This is a genomic window from Geodermatophilus sp. FMUSA9-8 (assembly GCF_037034165.1).
In the GTDB taxonomy this organism is placed as follows: Bacteria; Actinomycetota; Actinomycetes; order Mycobacteriales; family Geodermatophilaceae; genus Geodermatophilus; species Geodermatophilus nigrescens.
The window spans coordinates 400329-423736 of the sequence record NZ_JBAGKE010000001.1 but is presented as its reverse complement, the minus strand read 5'-3'; the positions used below and the strand labels follow the sequence as shown (position 1 = coordinate 423736).

Below are 23408 nucleotides of genomic sequence, written 5' to 3'. Positions count from 1 at the left end.
GGCGTCCCCCGTCCGGGTGACCGGTGCCGTCAGCCGACCACCCACGTGTCCTTGCCGCCGCCGCCCTGCGAGGCGTTGACGACCAGCTCGCCCTCGGTGAGCGACACCCGGGTGAAGCCGCCCGGCAGCACGACCGTCCCGCCGTCGGTGCAGAAGGCGTAGGGCCGGTAGTCCACGTGCCGGGGCGCGAGCGCGCCGTCGACGACGGTCGGGTGGGTGGACAGCGCCACCGGCTCCTGGGCGATCCACTCCCCGGGCGCGGCCAGCACCTCGGCGCGCACGCGCTCGAGCTGCGCGGCGGTGGCCCGCGGGCCGATGAGCACGCCGTGCCCGCCCGAGCCCGACCGCGGCTTGAGCACCAGCTCGGGCAGCCGGGCCAGCGCCTCCCGGCACTGCGCCGGGTCGCCGAGGTCGTAGGCCGGCTGGGAGCGCAGCAGCGGCTCCTCGCCGGTGAAGAAGCGGACCAGGTCCTCGACGTAGGGGAAGGTGCGCTTGTCGTCGGCGACGCCGGTGCCGAAGGCGTTGACGACGGTCACCGTGCCGGCGCGCAGCGGGCCCAGCAGCAGCTCGCCGAGCTCGTTGGGCCGGCCGTCGTCGTCGGTGAGCCGCTCCTCGCTGGTGCGCCGCCACAGCAGGTCCACCCGGCGCCCGTCGGGCAGGAGCAGGTCGTCGCCGCGGGCGGTCAGCTGCGAGGGCAGCACCACCGGGGCGCCGACCATCTCGCCGAACCGGTCGATCTCCCACGGCACCGAGCTGCGCGGCCCGTCGCCCAGCACGGCCAGGACCGGGTCGGGCAGGCCGGTGGCGTCGGCGAGCATCCGCCGCATCGCGGCCTCCGCGGCCTCGCGCACCGGGGCGGGGCCCGGCTCCACGCCCAGCCGCGGGGCCACCAGGTCCCGCGCGGCCAGGGCGAAGGCCAGCAGCGAGGGCGTGCGCACGTTGTCCTCGAGGACGACGAGCCGCCCGTCGGCGCCGCGGACGAGGTCGGGGCCGGCCATGCCGATCCAGCGCCGCGGCGTCGCCAGGCCGGGCGCCAGGTACCGGTTGGTGTCGACCACCTCGGCCGGCAGCACGCCGGCGCGCAGGGCCTCGCGGGGGCCGTGCGCGTCGGCGACGAACGCCTCCAACGCCCGCAGCCGCTGGTCGAGCCCCGCGGCCAGCTCCGCCCACTCCGAGCGCTCGAGCACCCGCGGCACGGGGTCGACGGCGAACAGGTGCGCCTCGCCCTCCGGGCCGTGCTCCATGCCCAGCGCGGCGACCGCCCGGGCGACGTCGGCGGCCAGCGCGGCCGGACCGTACCGGCGGACGGCGGCCAGCGCCGCGGCCGCGTGCGCCCGGTCGGAGCCGTCGGGCAGCAGCGCCTCGTCCAGGCTCGTCCCGCCGCTCACGCGGCGGCCGTCCGGCGCGCCGCGGCCGCCCGCTCGGCGACGGCGAGCGCCGCGCGGGCCACCCACCGCCCCTGCTCCGGGTCGGTGACGTCGAAGCCGAACGGCGCGTTGGCCTCCAGCGCCACGAGCCGGCCGCCGGGCTCGATCAGCACGTCGACGCCCATGAGGCCCCCGCCCAGCGCGGCGACCATCCGCTGCGCGAGGCGCGCCATCTCCGGCGGCGCCTCGTAGACCGTCGGGTAGACGGTGCCGTGGGTGACCAGGGCGCCCTCCTCCCGCGACTTCTCGTAGACCAGCGAGGTGCCGGTGGGCGTGGCGAACACCCGCGCGCACGCGGGCTCGGCGATCCACTCCTGCAGCAGCGAGGTGCCGCGCCGGTGCCCGCCCGCCGCCTCGTCGGCCCGCCAGCCCTCCTCGACCCGGCGGGCGGCGTCGAGGTCGCCCACCAGCTCGATGTAGCGGGCGCCGTCGCCGAGCGAGGGCTTGAGCACCATCTGCCGCCCGGGCATCGGCCACTCGCGCAGCCGGGCCAGGTCCCAGGCGGCCGGCTGCGGCACCCCGGCGGCGGCCCAGACGGCGTGCGTCACCAGCTTGTCGGCCGACGCGACGATCGAGGTGACCGGGTTGAGCAGCGGCACGCCCGCGGCCTCGAGCAGCGTGGCCAGGGCGAAGGTCGGCGCGTAGGCCACGACCTCCTCGACCAGCACGTGCGCGACCGCCAGGTCGTAGCGGCCGGCCGGCGGGCCGGAGACCGGCCAGTCGTCGGGCACCCGGGCCAGCCGCTCGACCTCCGCGCCCTCCTCCTCCAGCGCCCGCACCCACGCCGCGGCGTAGCCGGCGTCCTCGTACCAGTCCTCGTCGGTGATCACCAGCAGCACGCGCACGCGGCCCTGATGCCCCCGCGCCGGGCCGCTCGAACCCCGTGCGCCCGATGCAGCACAGACGCAACACCGCGGACACCCGCGCGGGCGCCCCGCGGTCCTACGGTGCGGGTGCATGACGCAGGTGATGCCGGGCCGGTCCCGGGACGCGCGCACGGCCGCGGCTCGCCGCCGTCGCTACACCGCGGAGCTCGCCGGCGCGCTGCCGCCCAGCGGGCCGTTCGAGGCGTGGCGGGCCGCCGGTGGCGAGCCGGCGCCGGACTTCGCCCGCCTGCCGGCGCGCACCGGCCTGTGGTCGCCGGCCGAGGGCCTCCCGGGCGGCCGCGCCGGGGCCGCGGCGTGGCCGGCCCGCCGCGCCGTGCTGCGCGCCCGATGGCGGCGGTGGCTGACCGGCGACCTGCCGCCCGCGCCGCGCCGCACGTCCGCCCGGGTCGCCTCGGTGCGCACCGACGGCGGCGTCGAGGCGCGCGAGATCGGAGTCGGCGACGGCTGGTCGGTGCGGGCGCGCCTGCTGCTGCCGGTGCCCGCGGCCGGCGTGCGCCGCGACGTCCCGGTCTACCTGCTGCAGTCCAGCCACGGCCCGTGGGCGGAGGCGGCGCTGGCCCGCGGCTGGGGCGCGTGCCTGGTCTCGGCCGCCGACGGCGACGACGACACCGCCGACGTCGAGCGGGCGCACCCCTCCGTCGTCGCCGGCCGCCTGGCGTGGCGGGCGTGGGCGCTGTCGCGGGTGCTCGACGCGCTGCAGGACCAGCCCGGGGTGGACGCGCGGCGGGTGCTCGTCGGCGGGCACAGCCGCAACGGCAAGACGGCGCTGCTGGCCGCTGCCTTCGACGACCGGTTCGCCGGCGTCGTCTCCAGCTCCAGCGGGGTGCTCGGGGCGATCCCCGCGCGGCTGTGCACCGACCGGCACTTCGGCGAGGGCGTGGAGCTGCTCACCCGGCACTACCCGGACTGGTACCACCCGCGGCTGCGCTGGTTCGCCGGCCGCGAGCACCGGCTGCCCACCGACGCCCACGAGCTGCTCGCGCTGGCCGCGCCGCGGCCCGTGCTGGTGTCGGTCGCCGTCGAGGACCCGGTCGAGCGCGTGCCGGCCGCCCGCGCCGCCGTCGACGCCGCGCGCGACGCGTGGGCCCTCCTCGGACGGCCGGGCGGGCTGGAGCTGGCGCTGCGCCCCGGCGGGCACCGCGCCGACGAGTCCGCCGTCGCCGCCCAGTTGGACTGGGCGCAGTCCGTGCTCGGCGGCCCGCCCCGGCGCGCCGCGCGCCCGCCGGTGGCGTCGTCGCCGGTGCCGTGGCCCTCCGACCGGGTGCGCCCGGGGCCGCGCCCGGTGCGCGGGGAGGAGCTGCGCGCCGCCGTCCGCGCCGCCCTCGGGTCGCCCGGGACGACGGCGGGCGCTCCGGGCGCTCCGGGCGCGGGGGAGCTGCGCACCCCGGACGGCGTCGCGGTCACCCTGCTGACCCCGCCCGGCGGGGGCGGCGGCCGCGGGCTGGTGCTCTGGCTCGGCCCGCCGTGCGCGGCGACCGGCTGGCGGGCCGGCTACGAGCAGGCCGAGCCGCTGCCCGCCCAGCTCGCCGAGTCCGGCTGGGTGGTGGCCTGCCACGACCCGGTGGGCAGCGGCGCCCGGCACGCCGAGCGGCCCGCGCCGGGCTCCTCGCCGCTGGCCCGGATGACCGCCGACGCGGCCGCGGTGGCTGCCGTGGCCGCGGCCGCCACCGGGCACGACCGGCCGTGGGTGGCCGCCTACGGAACCGGGGCCCTGGTGGCGCTGCACCTGTCCGCGCTGGGCGAGGTGACGACGGCGGGCACGGTCCTGGTAGCGCCCAGCTGCGGCGAGCCGCTGCTGCGCGCCCGGCCCGGCTACGCGCTGGCCGACCTGCTCGCGACGACGGCCGGCCGCCCCGCGGTGGTGCTCGACCCCGCCTGGGACCCGGAGGCCCCGCCCGGCGCGGTGGCCGCCGCCTGCCGCGCGGCCGGTGTACCGCGGGTGCCGCTGGCCGACTGGCACCGGCTGTCGGCCGCCACCCGCACCGCGGTGGTCGGCTGGCTCGACGCGGAGGGACCGCAGCGCGCCCGGGTGTGACGGGGCAGGATCGCGGCACCCGACATCCCGCGAGACGCCTGGAGGCACCCGTGATCGACGACGTCGTCGCCCGCTGGCACCGCTACATGGACGAGCGGCCGCCGGGCGCGCTGGACGAGCTGCTCGCCGACGACGTCGTCTTCCTCTCCCCGGTGGTGTTCACGCCGCAGGAGGGCAAGGCGGTCACGACCCGGTACCTGGAGGCGGCGGCGGTCGCGCTGGCCGGCGAGGGCCCGGGCGCCTTCCGCTACACGAAGGAGGTCGCCGCGGGGGACACCGCGGTGCTGGAGTTCGAGACCAGCGTGGGCGGCCGGTACGTCAACGGCGTCGACATCATCCGCTGCGACGACGCCGGGAGGATCGTGGAGTTCCGCGTGATGGTCCGCCCGCTGCAGGCGATCCAGGCCGTGCACGAGGCGATGGGCCGGCAGCTCACCGCCGGCTCCTGAGTCGCCGCTCCTCGGTTGCCCGGTGGCACCGGGTGTCACTAGCGTCCGCTCGATGGCGCCCCCGTCCTCGCCCGACGTCCCCGGCCCTGGTCCGTCTCCCGCCTCTGGTCCCGACGACGACCCGGTGGTGACCGGCTCGCGGGTGCGGCACGACGCCGGCGCCTCGGTGCGCGAGGTGCGCCGCCGGGTGGCCGCCCACCTGGTGGGCCGGGCGCACGAACTGGACCTGCTGCTGGCCGCCGTCGCCGCCGGGCGCGACGTGGTGCTGGAGGGCCCGCCGGGGACGTCGAAGTCGACGCTGCTGCGGGCGATCACCGCCGAGTGGGGGGTGCCGCTGGTGTTCGTGGAGGGCAACGCCGACCTCACGCCCACCCGGCTGGTCGGGCACCACGACCCGGCGCGGGTGCTGCGCGAGGACTACCGGCCGGAGAACTTCGTGCCCGGCCCGCTGGTGCAGGCGATGCGCGCGGGCGGCTTCCTGTACCTGGAGGAGTTCAACCGGGCGCCGGAGGACACGCTCAACACGCTGCTCACCGCGATGGCCGAGCGGCGGCTGGCGGTGCCGCACGTCGGCGTCGTCGAGGCGCTGCCCACCTTCCGGGTGGTCGCCTCGATGAACCCCTACGACGCGATCGGCACCACGCGGCTGTCCTCGTCGATCTCCGACCGGCTGGTGCGGCTGGCCGTCGGCTACCAGGACGCCGAGGCCGAGCGGGGCATCGTCGCCCGCCGCACCGGCCTGGGCTCGCCGCGGCTGGTGGCCGACGCGGTCGCGCTGACCCGGGCCACCCGGGGCCGGGAGGACGTGCGGCAGGGCAGCAGCGTGCGCGGCGCGATCGACCTCGCGCTGGTCGCCGCCCAGCTGGCCGACATGCGCGAGGTCGCGCTGCCCGCCGAGCCGTCGGTGGCTCCGCCGCGCGGCCTGCCGGAGGACTACACGGGCACGGTGCTCGACGCGCTGCTGCTCGCCCTGTCGGGGCGGATCGCCGTCGACGAGACGGTCGAGTCCACGCCCGAGGCGGTGCTGCGCGAGATCTGGGAGGACCACTTCCTGCTCGCCCCCGCCGCCGCCGGCCCCGGTTGAAGGACGGTGGCGGCGGACTCGCCGCTGACGCGCCGCCGGGACCGGTCCGGCGCGCCGCGGGGCACCCGGCCGCTGCGCCGGCGGCCCAAGCAGCTCACCGAGGCGCCCTCGCTGTACCGCCCCGCGCCGGGCGGCAACGGGCTGGCGCTGTCCTCCGGGGACCGGCGGCGCACCCGCACGCCCGGCCCGGCCGGCGGCTCGGCGCCGGGCACCACCGACGAGCCGGCCGATCTGGTGCCGCTGGCCCACCTGACGGCCGACGGTGCCGCGGACCAGCGGACCCGCGCCCGGGCCCGGGCCATCGCCCGCCGGCTCGCGGTGCCCCGCCCGCCGGCCGACCGGCGGCCCCGCCGCGGGGTCGGGGAGCTGCGCACCCTGCCGTGGAGCGGCGGCTCCGACGAGCTCGACCTGGAGCGCACCCTCGACGCGGTCGCCGGGAACCCGTTCCCGGGCGAGCGGGACGTGCTGGTGCGCGAGCGGGTGCGCCGCCGCCGGTCGGTGGTGCTCGTCGTCGACGTGTCCGGGTCGATGAAGGGCGAGCGGGTGCGCACGGCGGCGGCCGCGGTGGGCGCGCTGGCCGGCGAGCTGACCCGCGACCGGGTCGGCGTCGTCGCGTTCTGGTCCGACGCCGCCGTGCTGGTGCGGCCGGGGGAGACGGTCGCCCCGCTCGCCGTCCTCGACCTGCTGCTGCGGGTGCCCACCCAGGGGCTGACCAACGTGTCCTTCGCGCTGGAGACCGCGGCCCGGCAGCTGGCCGGGGTGCCCGCCCGGGACGCGCGGGTGCTGCTGCTGTCGGACTGCGTGCACAACGCGGGGCCCGACCCGCGGCTGACCGCCGCCCGGCTGCCGCGGCTGGACGTGCTCCTCGACGTCTCCGGCGAGAAGGACGTCGACCTCGGCCGCGACCTCGCCCGGCTCGGGCGCGGCCGGGTGCGGCTGGTGCGCAGCCACGCCGACGTCGCCGCCGCACTGGGCGCGCTGTTCGCCGAGTGACCCCGGCCGCGCCGGACCGCCCGGGATGGGTCAGGCGCCCGGCCCGCGGCCCGACCAGGTCCAGGCGTACTCCCCGTCGTCGGCGGCGAGGCCGGCCTCGCCGAGGTCGAGCGGGCGGAAGGTGTCGACCATGACGGCCAGCTCGTCGAACGCCTCGGCGCCCAGGGAGCGCTCGACCGCGCCGGGCTGCGGGCCGTGGGAGTGCCCGCCGGGGTGCACCGACACCGAGCCGCGGCCGATGCCCGACCCCTTGCGGGCCTCGTAGTCGCCGTCGACGTAGAACATGATCTCGTCGCTGTCGACGTTGGAGTGGTAGTAGGGCACCGGCACCGCGAGCGGGTGGTAGTCGACCTTCCGCGGCACGAAGTTGCAGATCACGAAGCCGCTGCCCTCGAACACCTGGTGCACCGGCGGCGGCTGGTGCACGCGGCCGGTGATCGGCTCGAAGTCCGCGACGTCGAACGCGTAGGGGTAGAGGCAGCCGTCCCACCCGACGACGTCGAAGGGGTGCTCGGGCAGGACGTGCACGGTGCCGGCCAGGCCGCCGGGGCCGGCACCGCGGTGCTTGACGTACACCTCGACGTCGGTGCCCTCGGCCAGCAGCGGCGCCTCCGTGGCGCGCAGGTCGCGCTCGCAGTAGGGCGCGTGCTCGAGGAACTGCCCGTACCGCGAGAGGTACCGCTTCGGCGGGGCGATGTGGGAGTTCGCCTCGATGGCGTAGGTGCGCAGCGGCTCGTCGCCCGTGGGCACCCAGCGGTGCGTGGTCGTGCGCGGGAGGACGACGTAGTCGCCCTGCCCGACCTCCAGCGCGCCGAAGGTCGTCTCCACGGTGGCGGTGCCGCGCTCGACGAAGACGCACTCGTCGCCGGTGGCGTTGCGGTAGTACGGGCTGGTCCGCGAGGAGACGGCGTAGGAGATGCGGACGTCGGCGTTGCCCAGGACCAGCCGCCGGCCGGTGACCGGGTCGGTGTCCTCGTGCGCCGCGCCGGAGAACAGGTCGTGCAGCCGCAGGTGCCGGGGGACGAGCGGCGCGTTCGGGGTGAGGGTCTGGTCGGGCAGCTCCCACGGGCGGGCGTCGACGATCGCCGACGGGATGCCGCGGTGGTAGAGCAGCGCGGAGTCGGAGCTGAACCCCTCCTCGCCCACCAGCTCCTCGAAGTAGAGCCCCCCGTCGGGACGGCGGAACTGCGTGTGCCGCTTGGGCGGGACCTCGCCCACCTGTCGGTAGAACGCCATGACGGAGACTCCTTCGGCTCGGTCGGGTCGGGGGAGGGCGGGCCCGTCAGCCGGGCGGCGGGCGCATGGCCGAGCGGCCCGCGTGCGCGGCCGCGCCGGAGCGCAGCAGCGGCAGGGTGCGCCGGGGCACGAGCGTGGACAGCACGACGACGCTGGTCGAGCGGACCACCGCTGCCGACCGGTTGAGCTCGACCAGCGTGTGCTGCAGCGCCTCGTGGGAGGCCGCGGCCACCCGGCACAGGACGTCGCCGCTGCCGGTGGTCGCGTGCGCCTCGAGGACGCCGGGGATGGCCTCGAGGTCGGCCCGGACGGCGTCGATCGCGCCCTGGGCGATCTCGAGGGTGACGAACGCCTGCACCTCGAAGCCCGCGGCGGCCGGGTCGACGTCGACCCGGTAGCCGCCGATGACGCCGGCCTCCTCGAGCCGCCGCAGCCGCGCGCTCACCGTCGCCCGCGCGACGCCGGCGAGACGCGACAGCTCGAGGGCACCGGTGCGCGCGTCGCCGTCCAGCGCGGTGAGCAGGGCGAGGTCGAGGGCGTCCAGCGGCGTCCGGGGCTCCACGGGCGGCTCTCCCTCGCGAGGTGTGCACGCGGACCAGCCGGATGCAGGTCCCGCTCGGCAGATCGTGCCGTCTGCTCACCTCTCGCGCTACCGGTTGCGCAGCCGACCGAGCGGGTCGTGGGATCCCTGCACAGGAGCCGACGACGAGCAGGAGGAGCCGCCATGTCCCTCGACCGGACGCTCACCGACGAGGAGCGCCTCGCCCGGCTCGACCTCGACCAGCTCCGGCAGCTGGTCGGCCTGGTCGAGTACGACGACTCGGCCGACCCGTTCCCGGTCTCGGGCTGGGACGCGCTGGTCTGGGTGGCCGGCAACGCCCTGCAGACGGCGCACTTCCTCCAGTCGGCTCTCGGCATGGAGCTCGTCGCCTACACCGGCCCCGAGACCGGCAACCGCGACCACCGCGGCTACGTGCTGCGGTCGGGCGCGGCCCGCTTCGTCGTCACCGGGGCGTACTCGCCGTCCAGCGAGCTCGCCGACCACCACCGCCGGCACGGCGACGGCGTCCGCGACGTCGCGCTCACCGTGCCCGACGTCGACCGGTGCGTGGCGCACGCCCGCGCGCAGGGCGCCGCCGTGCTGGAGGAGCCGCACGACCTCTCCGACGAGCACGGCACCGTCCGGCTGGCCGCGATCGCCACCTACGGCGAGACCCGCCACACGCTCGTCGACCGCAGCCGGTACACCGGCCCGTACCTGCCCGGGTACGTCGCGCGGACGTCGTCCTACGTCAAGCGGCCCGGCGCTCCGCGGCGGTTGTTCCAGGCCGTCGACCACGTCGTCGGCAACGTGGAGCTCGGTGCCATGGACACCTGGGTCGGCTTCTACAACCGGGTCATGGGCTTCACCAACATGGCCGAGTTCATCGGTGACGACATCGCCACCGACTACTCGGCGCTGATGAGCAAGGTCGTGGCCAACGGCAACCACCGGGTGAAGTTCCCGCTCAACGAGCCGGCGGTGGGCAAGAAGCGGTCGCAGATCGACGAGTACCTCGAGTACCACGGCGGGCCCGGCGTGCAGCACGTCGCGCTGGCGACCAACGACATCGTCGGCACGGTCGACGCCATGGTCGCCGAGGGCGTGGAGTTCCTGCCCACCCCGGACTCCTACTACGAGGACCCGGAGCTGCGGGCCCGCATCGGCGAGGTGCGCGTGCCGGTGGCGGAGCTGCAGCGGCGCGGCATCCTGGTCGACCGCGACGAGGACGGCTACCTGCTGCAGATCTTCACCCGGCCGACCGGCGACCGGCCGACCGTCTTCTTCGAGCTCATCGAGCGGCACGGCTCGCTCGGCTTCGGCAAGGGCAACTTCAAGGCGCTGTTCGAGGCGATCGAGCGCGAGCAGGAGCGCCGCGGCAACTCCTGAGCGGGCCGGCCGCGTCGACCGGCCGCGTCGACCGGCCGCGTCGACCGGCCGCGTTGACCGGCTGCGGACCGGCGTGTACCGGTAGGGGGGAGCACAGCGGGCGTCCCGGCCCCGGGCGGTCCGCCGCCCGGCCGGGCGCCCGCCGACGGAGGGAGCGCCCCGTGACGGGGTCCGGGTACCTGTTCCGCCCACCGCGCAGCACGCCGGAGTCCCGGGCCGGCCGCCCGCCCCGGCACCGCGTGGAGCGCCGCCCCGGCATGGTGGTCGAGCGGGACGTCGCCGTCCCCTTCGGCGACGAGGGCCACGTGCTCTACGTCGACGTCTACCGGCCCGACACCGACGTGCCGGCCGCGCCCCTGGTCAGCTGGTCGCCCTACGGCAAGCACAACCCGGCGCCCATCGACCAGATCTACCCCGCCGCCGGCGTGCGCCCGGAGTGGACCTCGGACCTGACGACGTTCGAGGCGCCCGACCCGGAGTACTGGCTGCCCCACGGCTACGCGCTGGTGCTCGCCGACTGCCCGGGCACCTGGTACTCCGAGGGCCGGGCCACCTACCACTCGCCGGAGGAGGCCCGGGCCTTCGCCGACCTCGTCGAGTGGGCCGGGACGCAGCCGTGGAGCGCCGGCAAGGTGGGGCTCTCCGGCGTCTCCTACCTGGCCAGCCTGCAGTGGCGGGTGGCCGCGCTCGACCCGCCGCACCTGGCCGCCATCAACCCGTGGGAGGGGTGGAACGACACCTACCGCGAGGTCGCCCGGCACGGCGGGATCCCGGAGACCTCGTTCTGGCCCTACATCTGGGAGCGGTGGGGGGCGAGCACCACCGAGATCGAGGACCTGGAGGCCGAGACCGCCGCCCACCCCTTCTTCGACGACTTCTGGGCTTCCAAGGTCCCGCCGCTGGAGGACGTCCGGGTGCCCGCCTACGTGGTCGCCAGCTGGGCCGACCAGGGGCTGCACTCGCGCGGCACGCTCGAGGGCTTCCGCCGGATCTCCTCGGAGCAGAAGTGGCTCGACGTCCACGGGCGCAAGAAGTGGGCCTACTACTACGAGCCGGAGATGGTCGAGCGCCAGCGCGCCTTCTTCGACCACTTCCTGCTGGACCGGCCCGGCACCGGGATCGAGTCCTGGCCGCGGGTGCGCGCCGAGGTGCGCAGTGCGTACGACGAGGGGACCTGGCGGGACGCCCGGGAGTGGCCGCTGGAGGACGTCGGGTACCGCCGGCTGTTCCTGCGGGCCGGCGACGCCTCGCTGGGCTGGGCGGCGCCCGGCGACGAGGAGGAGGCCGGCTACGACGGGCTGGGCAGCGGGCTCGCCCCCCGCCGGGCGACCTTCGAGATCACCTTCGAGGAGGCGACCGAGATCGTCGGCCACGTCAAGGCGGCCCTGTGGGTCTCCGCCGACGAGGCCGACGACATGGACGTCTTCGTCGCGCTGTTCAAGCTCGACGCCCAGGGCCGGCAGGTCGGCTTCGCCTACTACGGGCAGTTCGAGGACGGGCCGGTCGCCAACGGCTGGCTGCGCGCCTCGCACCGGGAGCTGGACCCCGAGCGGTCGACCGAGTCCATGCCGGTGCTGGCCCACCGGCGGGCGCTGCCGCTCACCCCGGGGGAGCCGGCCCGGCTCGACGTCGAGGTGTGGCCCTCGGGCACCCGCTTCGAGGCGGGGGAGCGGCTGCTGCTCGTCGTCCAGGGCAGCGACGTGATGCGCTATCCGGAGCACCTCACCTTCGCCCGGCACCGGGAGACGGTGAACCGCGGCCGGCAGGTGGTGCACACCGGCGGGCGCTTCGACTCGCACCTGCTCGTCCCGGTGCTGCCGCCGCTCCCCGACTCCTGACGGCTCATCCCGCGGGCCGGCCCCGGCGGGCGGCGGCCCGCGCGCGGACGTCGCGGTCGGAGCAGAAGCCCCGGCCGGTGCGCTTCAGGCACAGCAGCCCGCGGAGGCGGCCGTCGGCGCCGACCACGGCCAGGCGGCGCCTGCCGGTCGCGAGCATCCGGTCGCGGGCGGCCGCGAGGCGCGCGTCCGGGGCGACGGTCCGCGCGCGGAGGCGGCCGAGCGGGAGCGCGGCGTCGAGGTCGGCCGCGCCGTCGAGGTCGGCCGGGTCGACGACGGCGAGCAGGACGCCGTCCTCGACGAGCAGCGCGGCGTGCACGTGCCCGCCGGCGAACAGGACGCGCAGCTCGGCGACCGTGGCGCCCCGCCCGCTGAGCCGGACGCCGGTGACCATCGCGTCGGAGACCGTGGGGACGCAGCCGGAGGGAGGGGCCGGACCGCGGCCGGGGAGGGGGCGCATCGGCCGCGGTCCGGCGGCCTCGTCCCGGGCCGCCGTCGACGGGGAGGCGGCGGCCGCGGGCGCTCCGGGGGTCACACGGCGTCGACCTCCACCCGGGAGTCGGAGAAGGTCGGGGCGTTGCCGAGGTCGGCGAAGACGACCGGGTTGACGGCGTTGACCGTCGACCCGCCCTCGGCGTTCTTGAGCCACGTCCCCATGGGCGACAGGACCACGCCGGGCGCGATGTCCGCGCTGACCTGCGCGCGGGCGGTGAAGCTCCCGCGGTCGTTGTGGACGCGGACCCGCTGCCCGTCGGTGATCCCGCGCGCCTCCGCGTCCCGCGGGTGGACCACCACCGTCTGCTCGCCCTGCACCCGGAGCTGCCGCGGCCGGTCGCCCGCGCTGGAGTTGACGAAGGCGTGCGACTTCGGCGAGATCAGGCTGAGCCGGTAGCCGGTGCCGTCGTCCTCCCGCGGCGGGACGTAGTGCGGCAGCGGGTCCACCCGGCCGCCGGGCTGGGCGCCGTCGTAGCCCTGCCGGAACAGCGGCACCATGAAGTTGCCCGCGGCCTCCGCCACCGAGGAGCGGAACTCCGTCCTGCCCGACGGCGTCGGGAAGCCGCCCTCGGCGTGCGGGGCGTACACGTCCGGCCCGGGCAGGTTCAGCCGCGCCCAGCCGGTCTCGCGCAGCGAGTCGAGGGTGATGCCCTCCATGGCCGGCGCCGACCAGTCGAACGCCTCGGCGAGCATCTCCTCGTCGGTGCGGCGGAAGACGGGGTCGGTGAGGCCCATCCGCGCCGCGAGCCGGCGGAACAGCTCGGTGTTGGACACCGCCTCGCCCAGCGGCGCGATCGCCGGAGTGTTGAGGGCGACGTAGAGGTGGCCCCAGCTGAACATCAGGTCGGCCTGCTCGAGCTGGGTGGTCGCGGGCAGCACGACGTCGGCGTACCGGGCGGTGTCGGTGAGGAAGTGGTCGCTCACGACGGTGAACAGGTCCTCGCGCTCCAGCCCGGCGCGCAGCCGGTCCTGGTCGGGGCACACCACCAGCGGGTTGGAGTTGTAGACCATGAGCGCGGTGATCGGCGGGTCGAGCTGCATGTCGCCGGTCAGCGCCCGGCCCAGCTCGAACTGGTTGACCACGCGCGTGCCCGGCGTCGCCAGCTCGGGGTGCATGAGCGCACCCCAGTTCACCGGGAACGCCCACAGCGGCAGCTGCAGCAGCCCGCCACCCACCTGCCGCCAGGCGCCCACGAGCGCCGGCAGGCAGGCGATCGACCGGACCGTCTGCCCGCCGCCGGCGTGCCGCTCGATGGCCACGCCGATCCGGATCATCGACGGCTGCGACGTCGCGTACTCGCGGGCGAGGGTGCGGATGTCGCCGGCCGGGACGCCGGTCTCGCCCTCGGCCCACTCCGGCGTGTACAGCTGCACCCGCTCGGCCAGCTCGTCGAAGCCCACGGTGTGGTCGCGGACGTAGGCCTCGTCGGTCAGCCCCTCGGTGATGATCACGTGCATCATCGCCAGCGCCAGGGCGCCGTCGGTGCCGGGCCGGATGGGGATGTGCCAGTCGGCGCGCTTCGCCGTCGCGTGCCGCATGGGGTCGATGACGACGACCTTCGCCCCGCGCCGCTGTGCCTCGGCGACGAACGGCCACAGGTGCAGGTTGGTCGAGACCATGTTGCAGGCCCAGATCAGGATGTAGCGGGAGTGCACGAGGCTCTCCGGGTCGACGCCGGCGGTGGCGCCGATGGTCATCGTGTACGCCGTGCAGGCGCCGGAGTCGCAGTAGGTGCGCTCGGTGATCGTCGCGCCGAGCGCGTTGAAGAACGGGTCGCCGACGTTGAGCCCGTTGAGGATCCCCTGGGTGCCGAGGTAGCTGACCGGCATCACGGTCTCGGGGCCGTGGCGGTCGATCGACTCCCGGAACCGGCCGGCGATCTCGTCGAGCGCGTCGTCCCAGCTGATCCTGGTGAACTCCCCGCTGCCCTTCGGGCCGCTGCGGCGCATCGGGTACAGCAGCCGGTCGGGGCTGTAGACCTTGTCCTGGTAGTCGTTCACCTTGACGCACAGGCCGCCGCGGGTGAACGGGTGCTCGGGGTCGCCGCGGACGCCGGTCGCCCGGCCGTCCTCGACCGTCACCAGCATCGCGCAGGTGTCCGGGCAGTCGTGCGCGCAGGCGGCGCGCACCGTGGTGGTGGACACGTCGGTCACGGGGATGTCGCCCAGCGCGGTCATCGCCCGAGTCTCGACCCGGCGCTGACCTGCCGTTTGGCGGTGCGCGACAGGCTGGTTGTCGCTGCGTGACACGCGGGTCCCGGCGTTGACCGCGGGCGCGGCTGCCTCGCTAATGGTCACCAGCGTCCGCGGAGGTGCCCATGGGGGAGACGGCGACGGCCGACCGGCTGGAGGCGTGGCGCGACCTCATCCGTGACCACTTCGTCGCCCTCGACATCGCCGCCGACCGGCGGGACGCCTTCCGCGGGCAGGTCCGCTCCGCCGGGCTCGGCGCGCTCGACCTGGCGACCGTCGTGTCGGGGCCGCAGACCTTCACCCGCACCGCGAGGCTGGCCCGCTCGGACGGCGAGGTCTACCTACAGGTCGGGCTGCTGACCCGGGGCGCCGCCGTCGTCGCGCAGGACGGCCGGGAGGCCGTGCTCGGGCCGGGCGACTTCGTCCTCTACGAGAGCGACCGGCCTTTCCGGTGGGCGATGACGCGCGAGTGGGAGCTGCTCGTCCTCACCTGGCCGCGCGCCTGCGTCCGGGTGCCCGACACGGTCTCCCGCGAGCTGACCGCGCACCGCCTCGACGGCGGCACCGGGCTCGGCGCGATCGTCGGCCGGGTGCTGCGCGACCTGGTGGCCGCGCCTCCCGACCTCAGTGCCGACGGGCGGGTGCGGCTCGGCGACGAGGTGCTCGACCTGGTCACCACCGTCGCCGGGGAGCGGGCCCGCCCGCCCGAGCCCGACCGGCCCGGCGAGGCGCTGCTGCGCCGCGTCGACGGCTACATCCGCGAGCACGTGGCCGACCCGGGCCTCGGCCCGGCCGCCATCGCGGCCGCGCACTACGTCTCCACCCGCCACCTGCACCGGCTGTTCGCCGCGCGCGGGACGACGGTCACCCGGCAGGTGCAGCAGCTGCGGCTGGAGCGCGCCCGCCTCGACCTGCGCCGCCCCGGCGACCGGTCGATCACCGACATCGCCTGCGCCTGGGGCTTCGCCGACCTCGCGACCTTCAGCCGCGCGTTCCGCGCCGCCTACGGCACGACGCCGTCGCGGTACCGGGCCGGGCACGCCGGCTGAGCCGGCCCTCTGCGCCGCACGCCGGGCTTGACCCTGACACCGTGACAGGGTGTCGGCTGGGCCCCGGAGGTGGTCCCGATGTCCACGACGAACCCGCCCGCCGGCCCGTCCGCGAACCCGTCCGCCGGCCTGTCCGCCGGCCTGGCCGGGGCCCTCGGCGCCCCGGACCCGTCGGTCCGGCTGCGCGCGGCCCTGGCCGCCGGCTCCTCGCCCGGCCCCGGGTTGCTGGAGGTGCTCGTGCGGCGGTGCGCGGCCGAGCCCGACCCGTTCGTGCGCGACATGCTGACCTGGGCGCTGACCCGGCTGCCGGCCGGAGAGACCCTGCCCCGGCTGCGCCGCGAGCTCGGCTCCCCGGTGCCGCGCGCCCGCGCGCAGGCGCTGCACACCCTGTCCAAGCTCGGCGACGCCCGCGCCTGGTCCTGGATGTCCGGCGACCTGCTGCGCGACCCCGACGACGACGTCGCGCGCACCGCCTGGCGGACGGCGGTCGCGCTCGCGCCCGACGGCGAGCGGGCCGGGCTCGCCGCCGCGCTCGCGTCGCAGCTCGGCCGGGGCGGCCGCGACGTGCGGCTGAGCCTCAGCCGGGCGCTGGTCGCCCTCGGCGACGCCGCCGCGTCCGCGCTCGCCGCCGCCGCGGCCGGGCCCGACCCGGAGGCGGCCGCGCACGCCCGCGCCACCGAGGCGCTCGCGCGCGACCCGGAGGCCGGGTTCGACGCGGCGCTCGCCGACGCCCGGCGCGCGGCCGCGCTGGGGCCCGGGCGGGCGGCGGCCGTGGCCGCGGGGCAGGGAGCCGTGTGCTGATCGGGGAGGTGGCGCGCCGGTCGGGGGTGAGCGCGCGGATGCTGCGGCACTACGACGCCCTCGGGCTGGTCTCGCCGAGCGGGCGCACCGTGGGCGGCTACCGCGAGTACTCCGCCGGCGACGTCCGCCGGATCTTCGCCGTCGAGGGGCTGCGCTCGCTCGGGCTGTCGCTCGAGCAGGTCGGCCGGGCGCTCGCCGACCCGCACTTCGCGCCCGCCGCCCTGGTGGCCGAGCTGGTCCGGGCGGCCGAGGAGCGCCTCGCGCGGGAGCGCGAGCTGCTCGAGCGGCTGCGCGCCGTCGAGGGGTCCGCGCCGGCCGACTGGCCGGACGTGCTGCGCGTCGTCGGGCTGCTGCAGGAGCTCGCCGCGCCCAGCGCCGCGCGCCGGCAGCGGGCGGCCCTCGCCGACGACCTGCCGGTGCCCGCCGGGGTGCTCGCCGGCGCGGTGCTCGCCGAGGACGACCCGAACGTGGCGGGGGCGCTGCGCTGGGCGCTGGCCCGGTCCGGGGATGGCGGCCTCTCGGCCCTCGCCGTCGGCCTGCGCTCCGGCGACGCCGCGGTGCGCCGGCGCGCGGTGCGGGCGGTCGCCGCGCAGGCCGGGACGCCGGGCGCCGACGACCTCCTGCGCGGGGCGCTCGCCGACCCGGACGCGGCGGTCCGCGGGGACGCGGCCCTGGTGCTCGGCCGGCGCGGCGAGACCGCCGCCGTGCCGGTGCTCGTCGCCATGGTGGTCGCGGGCACCGCCGATGTCGACGCCGCGGAGGCGCTCGGGGCGCTGTCGCGGGACCCCGCGGACGCCGGGGCGGTGCTCACCGCCCTCGTCGCCGAGCTCGGGGCCCCGGGCGCTGGCCCGGCGGTGCGCATCCGGCTGGCCCAGGCGCTGGTCGAGGTGCCCGGGCCGGCCGCCCGGGAGGCGCTGCGGCGCCTGGCCACCGACGCCGACCCCGGCGTCGCCCTCGTCGCCGCGGCCCTGGCCGGGATGCCGGAGCGGCCCGCCGGGGACCCCGGCGACGAGGGCGGCTGAGTCACCCGACGGCCGTGGCCTGCAGCTCCACGAGCAGCTCGGGCATCGCCAGCCGGCTCACCCCGAGCATCGTCGTGGCCGGCGCGACCCCGGCCGCGCCGAGCCGTCCGGCCAGCACGCCGTAGGACTCGAGCAGCCGGTCGACGTCGGTGGTGAGGACCTCCAGCCGGACGACGTCGGCCAGCGCCATGCCGGCCCCGCCGAGCACGGCCTCGAGGTTGTCCAGCGCCAGCGCCAGCTGCGCGGCCACGTCGTCCGGGTGCTGCGGCTTGCCCTCGCCGTCGGTCGCCGTCTGCCCGCTGCACCACAGCGTCCGGGCGTGCCCGGAGACCACCACGCCCTGCGAGAACCCCAGTGCCGCCGACCACGTCCACGGGTCGACCGCCGTCCTCTGCACCGCCATCGCTGCTCCTCCTCGTCCGGGCGGACCGGTGCCCGCCCCGTGCCGGGGAGCCTGGCGGAGAAAGACGACACCTCCTGTCGTGTATCCGGCAGGATCCCGCGTGTGCGCGCCGACCGGCTGGTCTCCCTGGTGCTGCTGCTGCGGTCGCGCGGCCGGCTGACGGCGGCCGAGCTCGCCCGCGAGCTGGAGGTGTCGACGCGCACGGTGCTGCGCGACGTCGAGGCGCTGTCGACGGCGGGGGTCCCGGTCTACGCCGAGCGCGGGCGGAACGGCGGGTTCGCGCTGCTGCCCGGGTTCCGCACCGAGCTGACCGGGCTCACCCCCGACGAGGCGCTCGGCCTGCTCGTCGGCGGGCGCGGGTTCGGCCTCGGCCCCGCGCGGGCGGCGGCGCTGCGCAAGGTGGTCGACGCGCTGCCCGAGGCTCATCGGGCCACCGCCGGGGACGCGGTGCGCCGGCTGCTGGCCGACCCGGCGGAGGACATGGTCGCCCAGCGACCGGTCGCCGACGAGGTGCCGGGACCCGCGGTCGCCGTCGTGCGCCGCGCGGTGCTGGCCGGCCGCCGGCTGCGCCTGCACTACGCGCCGCCCGCGGGCGACCCCGGCTGGCGCACCGTCGACCCGATCGGCCTGGTCACCGTGCGCGGCCGCGGCTACCTGCTGGCCACCCGCGGCGGCGAGGACCGCACCTACCGGCTGGTCCGGGTACTCGGCGCCGAGGCACTGCCCGAGCCGGCGCAGCGGCCCGCCGACGTCGACCTCGACCGGCTGTGGCGCGAGCGCGTCGCGCGGTTCCGGAGCGGCGGCGAGCAGGTCGCCGTCCGGGTGCGGGTGGACCCCGGGCGGCAGGAGGACCTGGTGGCCACCGCGCTCGCCGCCCGCCCGTGCGCCGACGACGGACCCGGCGCGGACGGCCGGCCGCTGCTGGAGGTCACCTTCCAGGACCGACGGCACGCGGAGTGGGCGCTGTGGCGGGCCGGGGCGGCCGCCGAGGTGCTGTCCCCGGACTGGCTGCGCACCGCCCTGCACGACCGGGCCGCCGCGATCGCAGCCCGCTACGTCCGGTCCTGACCGCGTCCTTGCGCCTATCCTGCGGAATCTGCTTGCCGCCACCCCTGTCCCTGAAGGCGGCTTCAGGGACACGCTCGCCTGGCTGCACCCCGTTGGGGCGATGCCGGGTGGAGGACGGTCGCCCGTGCGTGACTGGCATCGCATGCTGGTGATGTCCGGTGGCGAAGGCGGGGAATCTGGTTGTGGCGGTGTCGGTCGACGTCAAACGCCTCAAGCGGGCGCTGAGGGACGAGGATGGGCCGTGGTTGCTGGTCAGCGCCTCGCCGCCGGGTGCGCTGGGTGATGTGCTGGCGTCATGGGTGGCCGAAGCGGAGCCGCGACTGGGTCAGCTTCCGGACCTGATGGGTGTGCAACTGCTGGGTCCGCTGGCGCTGCCTGACGGGGTGTACCTGCTACGCCCGGTCACCTACGCCGATTCCAAGCGCCTGGTGACGGTGGTCACCGATCTGTCCGCGACACTGCAGGCTGCCGGGCTCGATGCCCGCATCGACGTGGCGCCGACGAAGTGGAGTCCGCTGGGAGACAGTCAGCTGGGAGACATTCCCGGGGGCCATCGGCTGACTGCGGTGTCGGTGACGCTGCCGTGGCGTCCCGGCTCGCTCGGCCGGCGGGAGGAGCGCAGGGCCGCCGGACCTCCGAACATGCTGCGAGGGTGGTATCGCAGCGACCTGCAGGAGGAGGCGTGGGCAGCCGTCGTGGACACCGCGCTGGCGTGGTGTCAGGAACTGGGCAGCGGCGCGACCGGGGACCGGTACGTGGTGCACGGACTGTCCAGTCTGCGAACCGCGCCGGCGCAGTGGGAGGCCACCGCACGCCTGGCGTTGCGCAGTACGAACATGCCCGTTCGGGCGAGCGTCGAGGACTGGCCGGGCGAAGCGCGCCAAGTCGGCTTCGAGCACACGTCTCACCGAGTGCTCTTCCAGCTCGACGAGGAGGCCTTCGGCTCGGCGGAGTCGACCGTGGCCCGGGTTCGCGAGCTGATCGAACGCCTAACGCCGCACATCACCTCGGCGTTCGTGATGCGCGCCGCGCACGCCCCAACGATTCAGACTAGGTTGCTGCTGCGAGGATGGGCCAGGACGGCGGCACCAGCGGCGCCGGTGACCCAGATCCACGCGCTGGCGCCGATGGATGACCGGCGGATCATCGACGCCTTCGGTGTCATGTACCTCGGTCCCGGCTTCCGCGGCCTGGCCGCCGATCCGCAGCTGTACCGCGTCGAGCAGCTCGGCGCCGGCCGGTTGCTGACCGCGACTGATCCCGACGCCTGGTTCCGGCCCGACGGGCGGACTCCCCAGTCTGAGGTGTTGGAGGCCGCCCGCGCCGACATCGCCGACGCCATCGTCACCTACGACGAGTACTACCGAGCCAAGCGCTCAGACGGGCAAGACATCCCCCCACTTCTCGACTAACCCGCGGTCCTAAGCCAGTTGTCCCTTAGTGGGCCGCTTAGAGACGTTGTCCTCCCCACCAGCAGTGACGTGTCGGTGAGTCCCCTCAGCGCCGGCGCAGCAAAGAGCGCATCCGGGCTCGCAGCGTGACAGGCCGGCGATGCCATCCGTCATGAGCCACGTCGTCGCATCGGCCGGCCCACCAGCCGCGTGGAAGATCCGCTAGCGACGCCAGTGACGGGGCCATCTCGACAAGGTGTGCGAGGTGGACGATTCGTGCGTCCTCGGTCGCGAGTGTGGTGCCGCAGAGGATCTGCCAGTCGCCGTCTTCGTCGTGGTGCACGTCGCGAATGCGCGCACCGTCCAGTACCGACTGGGTGGTGAAGACCGCGGTGTCCGGAGGCTCAGCGAAGGGCCAGTTGCTCATCCCAGGCATCGTGGCAGCCCGCTGAGGCTTGGCTCATCAGGCGCGGCTGCGGTCCGTCCCATAGTGGCCGCTCAGGGACACCGCCCGCTCGCCGGCAGGCGAGCTGCCGACTGAAGAGTTAGGCAGCTACTTCGCCGGCTTTCCGTGCGGCGGATTGCGGGACCGGTCGTGCCAGTAGATGACCTGGACATTCTCGCCGTTCCGCTCGGCTTCCGACTGCACGAGTCGGGCAAGCTCGGCGCCTTCGTCCAGCCACTGAGCTTCGCTCTCCCTTAAGCCCTCGAGAGCTGAGGCCCACTGCTGCTCCCAGGCGTTCAGCCTGTCAACAAGACCCCCCGACAAGGGCACCTTTCCCGCCAAGGAGTCGCCGAGCGGAACGCCGTGCCCGGCGATGACAGCCAGGTGCCGCGGCCCCGGTCGGACTGTCTTGTCGGCACGGCGTGCCCTGCGTCGTGCCACGCTCGCCAGTCTGGCGGGCGCCGCCCTGGGTTGTCCCATCCATTGCCGTGTCCCTGAATGGGCCGCTCAGGGACACGGGAGCGCGCTGCCGTACATGGTCCCCAGGACAGGTCTCAGCTCGCAGCCCTCACGGCAGCCGGGTGAGCAGCGCCCGGGCGAACGCCTCCGCCGCCGGGTTGCCCGGCTCCCGCGCCGCCGCACGCAGCCACGCCGCGAGCGGCGCCGCCAGCGCAGGGGACAGCGCCGCGATCCAGGCACCGGTGCCGGCCCGGGCCTCGGCCACGTGCTCGGTGCCGCCGCCGGGGGCGTGCGCGACCACCTCGGGCCGGGTGGCCAGCAGCCCGGTTAGGCGCCAGTCGCCGGGCGTCGTCCGGGCCGCGAGCGCCTCCAGCCGCCCGGCCGCGGTCCGCAGCAGGTCCGCGCCGTCCGAGGGAGGTGCGCCGTCCACGGGTCGATGGTGCCCGACCGGGTCGCGCCCGGCGCCCGGCCGGGCGAGGCTGGGGGCGTGAGAGTCCTGGTCACCGGTGCGTCGGGGTTCGTGGGCGGCCGGCTGGCCACCGCGCTGGAGGAGGAGGGCCACGAGGTCCGGGGGATGACCCGCCACCCGGAGCGCTACGACGGGGCCGGCACGCCCGTCGCCGGCGACGTGGGCGACGAGGCGTCGCTGCGCGAGGCGCTCGCGGGCTGCGAGGCCGCCTACTACCTCGTGCACTCCCTCGGCGACGAGGACTTCGAGCGCAAGGACGCCGACGCGGCGAGGGCCTTCGCCCGCGCCGCCGCCGCGGCCGGGGTGCGCCGGATCGTCTACCTCGGCGGGCTGGGCCGCGACGGCGACCAGCTCTCGCGGCACCTGCGCAGCCGCCGCGAGGTCGAGCGGCTGCTGGGGGAGACCGGCGTGCCGGTGACCGTGCTGCGCGCCGGGATCGTCGTCGGGCACGGCGGGGTGTCGTGGGAGATGACCCGCCAGCTGGTGGCGCACCTGCCGGCGATGGTCACCCCGCGTTGGGTGAACACGCGGACCCAGCCGATCGCCGTCGCCGATGTCGTCCGGTACCTCGTCGGCGTCCTCGAGGCGCCGGAGGCCGAGGGGCGGGTGTTCGAGGTCGGCGGCCCCGAGGTGCTCACCTACCTGCAGATGCTCACCCGCGTCGCCGACATCCAGAACCGGCACCTGTTCGTCGTCCCCGTGCCGCTGCTCAGCCCGCAGCTGTCCTCCCGCTGGCTGTCGCTCGTCACCGACGTCGACATCACCACCGGCCGCTCGCTCATCGACTCGATGACCAACGAGGTCGTCGTCACAGACGACGCGATCCGCCGGGTGGTCCCCTTCGACCCGATGGATTACGACCAGATGGTGCTCACCGCCCTCCTGGAACGCGCCCGCGAACGCCGGCGAGCGGCCGGGGAGCGGCGCGGCGGGTGGCTCGCCCGGGGAGCCCGGCGGTGACCCGGGGGCGGGCCGCCCGCGCGCTGGAGGCCCGGGTCCGGCGGGTCGCCGGGCCGCTGCTGCGCAGCGTGCCCCGTGACCACTGGGAGACCGACGCGGCGTTCCGGCGCCGGCGGCGGGTCACCGGCGTCGTCGCGGTGGCCGGGGCGTCGCTGCTCGGGGTGTCCCTGTCGACGCCGCCGGGCTCGCCCCGCTTCTACGGGCTGACCCTCGGCGTCGCCGGCACCTGGGTGGCCGGGGGACTGGCCTCCGGCCCGCTGCACCTGGGGCGGATGTTCGGCCCCGGCGACCGGCTGCAGCGGCCGCTGCTCACCCCGATCGTCTCGGGCGTCGGCGCCTTCGGGGCGTTCTACGCCGCGGCGCTGGTGGCCCGCCGGATCCCGGTGCTCGAGCGGGCGATCGGCTCGGTGCTGCGCTACGCCGACCAGGGCTCGGCGCCGCTGGTCGCCGCCACGACGCTCGCCAACGGGGTGGCCGAGGAGGTCTTCTTCCGCGGCGCGCTGTACGCGGCGGCGGGGACGCAGCGGCCGGTGGTGGTGTCGACGGCGGTGTACGGCCTGGCCACCGTGGCCACCCGCAACCCGGCGCTGGTGCTCGCCAGCCTGCCGATGGGGCTGATGTTCGGCATCCAGCGGAAGATGACCGGCGGCATCCAGGCGCCGGTGCTCACCCACGTGATGTGGTCGAGCCTGATGCTGCGCTTCCTCCCGCCGCTGTTCGCCGACCGCCTCGAGGTCGAGGAGCGCCGGGCGCCGGAGCAGCCGGGGAGCTGACCGG

The 23408-nt window shown here is 76.4% G+C and carries 22 protein-coding genes; 13 read left to right on the top strand and 9 right to left on the bottom strand.

All coding sequences use genetic code 11. From position 1 onward, the window contains the following. Positions 1-29: 29 nt before the first annotated feature. On the bottom strand, positions 30-1388 hold the full coding sequence (locus WA616_RS02025; protein ID WP_336026860.1) for a circularly permuted type 2 ATP-grasp protein: 1359 nt from the start codon (positions 1386-1388) through the stop codon (positions 30-32). After that, positions 1385-2272 (bottom strand): ATP-grasp domain-containing protein, encoded by an 888-nt coding sequence (locus tag WA616_RS02020; protein ID WP_336026857.1) that lies wholly within the window; start codon positions 2270-2272, stop codon positions 1385-1387. The genes WA616_RS02025 and WA616_RS02020 overlap by 4 nt, the downstream gene beginning before the upstream one ends. Positions 2273-2384: 112 nt before the next feature. Between WA616_RS02020 and WA616_RS02015 the strand changes: the two genes are divergently transcribed. The 4 genes from WA616_RS02015 to WA616_RS02000 are packed head-to-tail and all read left to right on the top strand — an operon-like array spanning position 2385 to position 6875. Further along, complete coding sequence (locus tag WA616_RS02015) at positions 2385-4349, top strand: glucuronyl esterase domain-containing protein (RefSeq protein ID WP_336026855.1); 1965 nt, start codon at positions 2385-2387, stop codon at positions 4347-4349. A 50-nt stretch (positions 4350-4399) separates the two neighbouring features. Beyond that, positions 4400-4798 (top strand): nuclear transport factor 2 family protein, encoded by a 399-nt coding sequence (locus tag WA616_RS02010; RefSeq protein ID WP_336026853.1) that lies wholly within the window; start codon positions 4400-4402, stop codon positions 4796-4798. Positions 4799-4850: 52 nt separating this feature from the next. After that, positions 4851-5882, top strand: coding sequence for an AAA family ATPase (locus WA616_RS02005; RefSeq protein ID WP_336026851.1), 1032 nt, complete (start codon positions 4851-4853; stop codon positions 5880-5882). Positions 5883-5888: 6 nt separating this feature from the next. Then, a complete protein-coding gene (locus WA616_RS02000) occupies positions 5889-6875 on the top strand; it encodes a VWA domain-containing protein (protein WP_336026849.1) in 987 nt (328 codons plus the stop codon). Between the two features lie 30 nt (positions 6876-6905). Here the strand turns inward: WA616_RS02000 and WA616_RS01995 are convergent, their stop codons facing one another. Both WA616_RS01995 and WA616_RS01990 read right to left on the bottom strand, forming a co-directional pair. Next, on the bottom strand, positions 6906-8111 hold the full coding sequence (locus WA616_RS01995; RefSeq protein ID WP_336026847.1) for a homogentisate 1,2-dioxygenase: 1206 nt from the start codon (positions 8109-8111) through the stop codon (positions 6906-6908). Between the two features lie 46 nt (positions 8112-8157). Further along, complete coding sequence (locus WA616_RS01990) at positions 8158-8673, bottom strand: Lrp/AsnC family transcriptional regulator (RefSeq protein ID WP_073419938.1); 516 nt, start codon at positions 8671-8673, stop codon at positions 8158-8160. 162 nt (positions 8674-8835) lie between these two features. Here WA616_RS01990 and hppD point away from each other — a divergent pair, with 162 nt between their 5' ends. Both hppD and WA616_RS01980 read left to right on the top strand, forming a co-directional pair. Continuing rightward, on the top strand, positions 8836-10041 hold the full coding sequence (gene hppD, locus WA616_RS01985) for a 4-hydroxyphenylpyruvate dioxygenase (protein WP_336026846.1): 1206 nt from the start codon (positions 8836-8838) through the stop codon (positions 10039-10041). A 161-nt stretch (positions 10042-10202) separates the two neighbouring features. Next, the gene (locus tag WA616_RS01980) at positions 10203-11879 is read left to right on the top strand and encodes a CocE/NonD family hydrolase (RefSeq protein ID WP_336026844.1); all 1677 of its coding nucleotides are present in this window, start codon (positions 10203-10205) and stop codon (positions 11877-11879) included. Positions 11880-11883: 4 nt separating this feature from the next. Here WA616_RS01980 and WA616_RS01975 read toward each other — a convergent pair whose 3' ends face one another. Continuing rightward, positions 11884-12411 carry a CBS domain-containing protein gene (locus WA616_RS01975; RefSeq protein WP_336026843.1) on the bottom strand — a complete coding sequence of 176 codons (528 nt, stop codon included), beginning with the start codon at positions 12409-12411 and terminating at the stop codon, positions 11884-11886. Further along, complete coding sequence (locus WA616_RS01970; protein WP_336026841.1) at positions 12408-14549, bottom strand: molybdopterin-containing oxidoreductase family protein; 2142 nt, start codon at positions 14547-14549, stop codon at positions 12408-12410. Before WA616_RS01970 ends, WA616_RS01975 begins: the two co-directional genes overlap by 4 nt. A 140-nt stretch (positions 14550-14689) precedes the next feature. Between WA616_RS01970 and WA616_RS01965 the strand changes: the two genes are divergently transcribed. The 3 genes from WA616_RS01965 (at position 14690) to WA616_RS01955 (ending at position 17436) form a co-directional block, all read left to right on the top strand. After that, complete coding sequence (locus WA616_RS01965) at positions 14690-15613, top strand: helix-turn-helix domain-containing protein (RefSeq protein WP_336026839.1); 924 nt, start codon at positions 14690-14692, stop codon at positions 15611-15613. Between the two features lie 78 nt (positions 15614-15691). Then, a complete protein-coding gene (locus WA616_RS01960; RefSeq protein ID WP_336026837.1) occupies positions 15692-16414 on the top strand; it encodes a HEAT repeat domain-containing protein in 723 nt (240 codons plus the stop codon). Beyond that, complete coding sequence (locus WA616_RS01955; RefSeq protein ID WP_336026835.1) at positions 16408-17436, top strand: MerR family DNA-binding transcriptional regulator; 1029 nt, start codon at positions 16408-16410, stop codon at positions 17434-17436. The genes WA616_RS01960 and WA616_RS01955 overlap by 7 nt, the downstream gene beginning before the upstream one ends. 1 nt (position 17437) lies before the next feature. Here WA616_RS01955 and WA616_RS01950 read toward each other — a convergent pair whose 3' ends face one another. Beyond that, positions 17438-17839, bottom strand: a complete 402-nt coding sequence (locus WA616_RS01950) for a RidA family protein (protein WP_336026833.1) — start codon at positions 17837-17839, stop codon at positions 17438-17440. A gap of 102 nt (positions 17840-17941) precedes the next feature. Here WA616_RS01950 and WA616_RS01945 point away from each other — a divergent pair, with 102 nt between their 5' ends. Beyond that, positions 17942-18907 carry a helix-turn-helix transcriptional regulator gene (locus WA616_RS01945; protein WP_336026831.1) on the top strand — a complete coding sequence of 322 codons (966 nt, stop codon included), beginning with the start codon at positions 17942-17944 and terminating at the stop codon, positions 18905-18907. A gap of 188 nt (positions 18908-19095) precedes the next feature. After that, positions 19096-20319: a hypothetical protein gene (locus WA616_RS01940; RefSeq protein ID WP_336026829.1), complete on the top strand. Its 1224-nt coding sequence runs from the start codon at positions 19096-19098 to the stop codon at positions 20317-20319. 85 nt (positions 20320-20404) lie between these two features. Here the strand turns inward: WA616_RS01940 and WA616_RS01935 are convergent, their stop codons facing one another. Next, on the bottom strand, positions 20405-20725 hold the full coding sequence (locus WA616_RS01935; protein WP_336026827.1) for a hypothetical protein: 321 nt from the start codon (positions 20723-20725) through the stop codon (positions 20405-20407). Between the two features lie 586 nt (positions 20726-21311). Next, positions 21312-21632 carry a hypothetical protein gene (locus WA616_RS01930; RefSeq protein ID WP_336026824.1) on the bottom strand — a complete coding sequence of 107 codons (321 nt, stop codon included), beginning with the start codon at positions 21630-21632 and terminating at the stop codon, positions 21312-21314. A gap of 57 nt (positions 21633-21689) precedes the next feature. Here WA616_RS01930 and WA616_RS01925 point away from each other — a divergent pair, with 57 nt between their 5' ends. Both WA616_RS01925 and WA616_RS01920 read left to right on the top strand, forming a co-directional pair. After that, a complete protein-coding gene (locus tag WA616_RS01925) occupies positions 21690-22631 on the top strand; it encodes an NAD(P)H-binding protein (protein WP_336026822.1) in 942 nt (313 codons plus the stop codon). Beyond that, on the top strand, positions 22628-23404 hold the full coding sequence (locus tag WA616_RS01920) for a CPBP family intramembrane glutamic endopeptidase (protein ID WP_336026819.1): 777 nt from the start codon (positions 22628-22630) through the stop codon (positions 23402-23404). The genes WA616_RS01925 and WA616_RS01920 overlap by 4 nt, the downstream gene beginning before the upstream one ends. Positions 23405-23408 lie beyond the last annotated feature (4 nt).

Bases quoted from the DNA above. Each gene is read 5' to 3' on its own strand.
- WA616_RS01950 (WP_336026833.1), bottom strand. From the start codon at position 17,839: ATGGCGGTGCAGAGGACGGCGGTCGACCCGTGGACGTGGTCGGCGGCA.
- WA616_RS01965 (WP_336026839.1), top strand. From the start codon at position 14,690: ATGGGGGAGACGGCGACGGCCGACCGGCTGGAGGCGTGGCGCGACCTC.
- hppD (WP_336026846.1), top strand. From the start codon at position 8,836: ATGTCCCTCGACCGGACGCTCACCGACGAGGAGCGCCTCGCCCGGCTC.
- WA616_RS01970 (WP_336026841.1), bottom strand. From the start codon at position 14,549: ATGACCGCGCTGGGCGACATCCCCGTGACCGACGTGTCCACCACCACG.
- WA616_RS01960 (WP_336026837.1), top strand. From the start codon at position 15,692: ATGTCCACGACGAACCCGCCCGCCGGCCCGTCCGCGAACCCGTCCGCC.
- WA616_RS02015 (WP_336026855.1), top strand. From the start codon at position 2,385: ATGACGCAGGTGATGCCGGGCCGGTCCCGGGACGCGCGCACGGCCGCG.
- WA616_RS01935 (WP_336026827.1), bottom strand. From the start codon at position 20,725: ATGAGCAACTGGCCCTTCGCTGAGCCTCCGGACACCGCGGTCTTCACC.
- WA616_RS02005 (WP_336026851.1), top strand. From the start codon at position 4,851: ATGGCGCCCCCGTCCTCGCCCGACGTCCCCGGCCCTGGTCCGTCTCCC.
- WA616_RS01995 (WP_336026847.1), bottom strand. From the start codon at position 8,111: ATGGCGTTCTACCGACAGGTGGGCGAGGTCCCGCCCAAGCGGCACACG.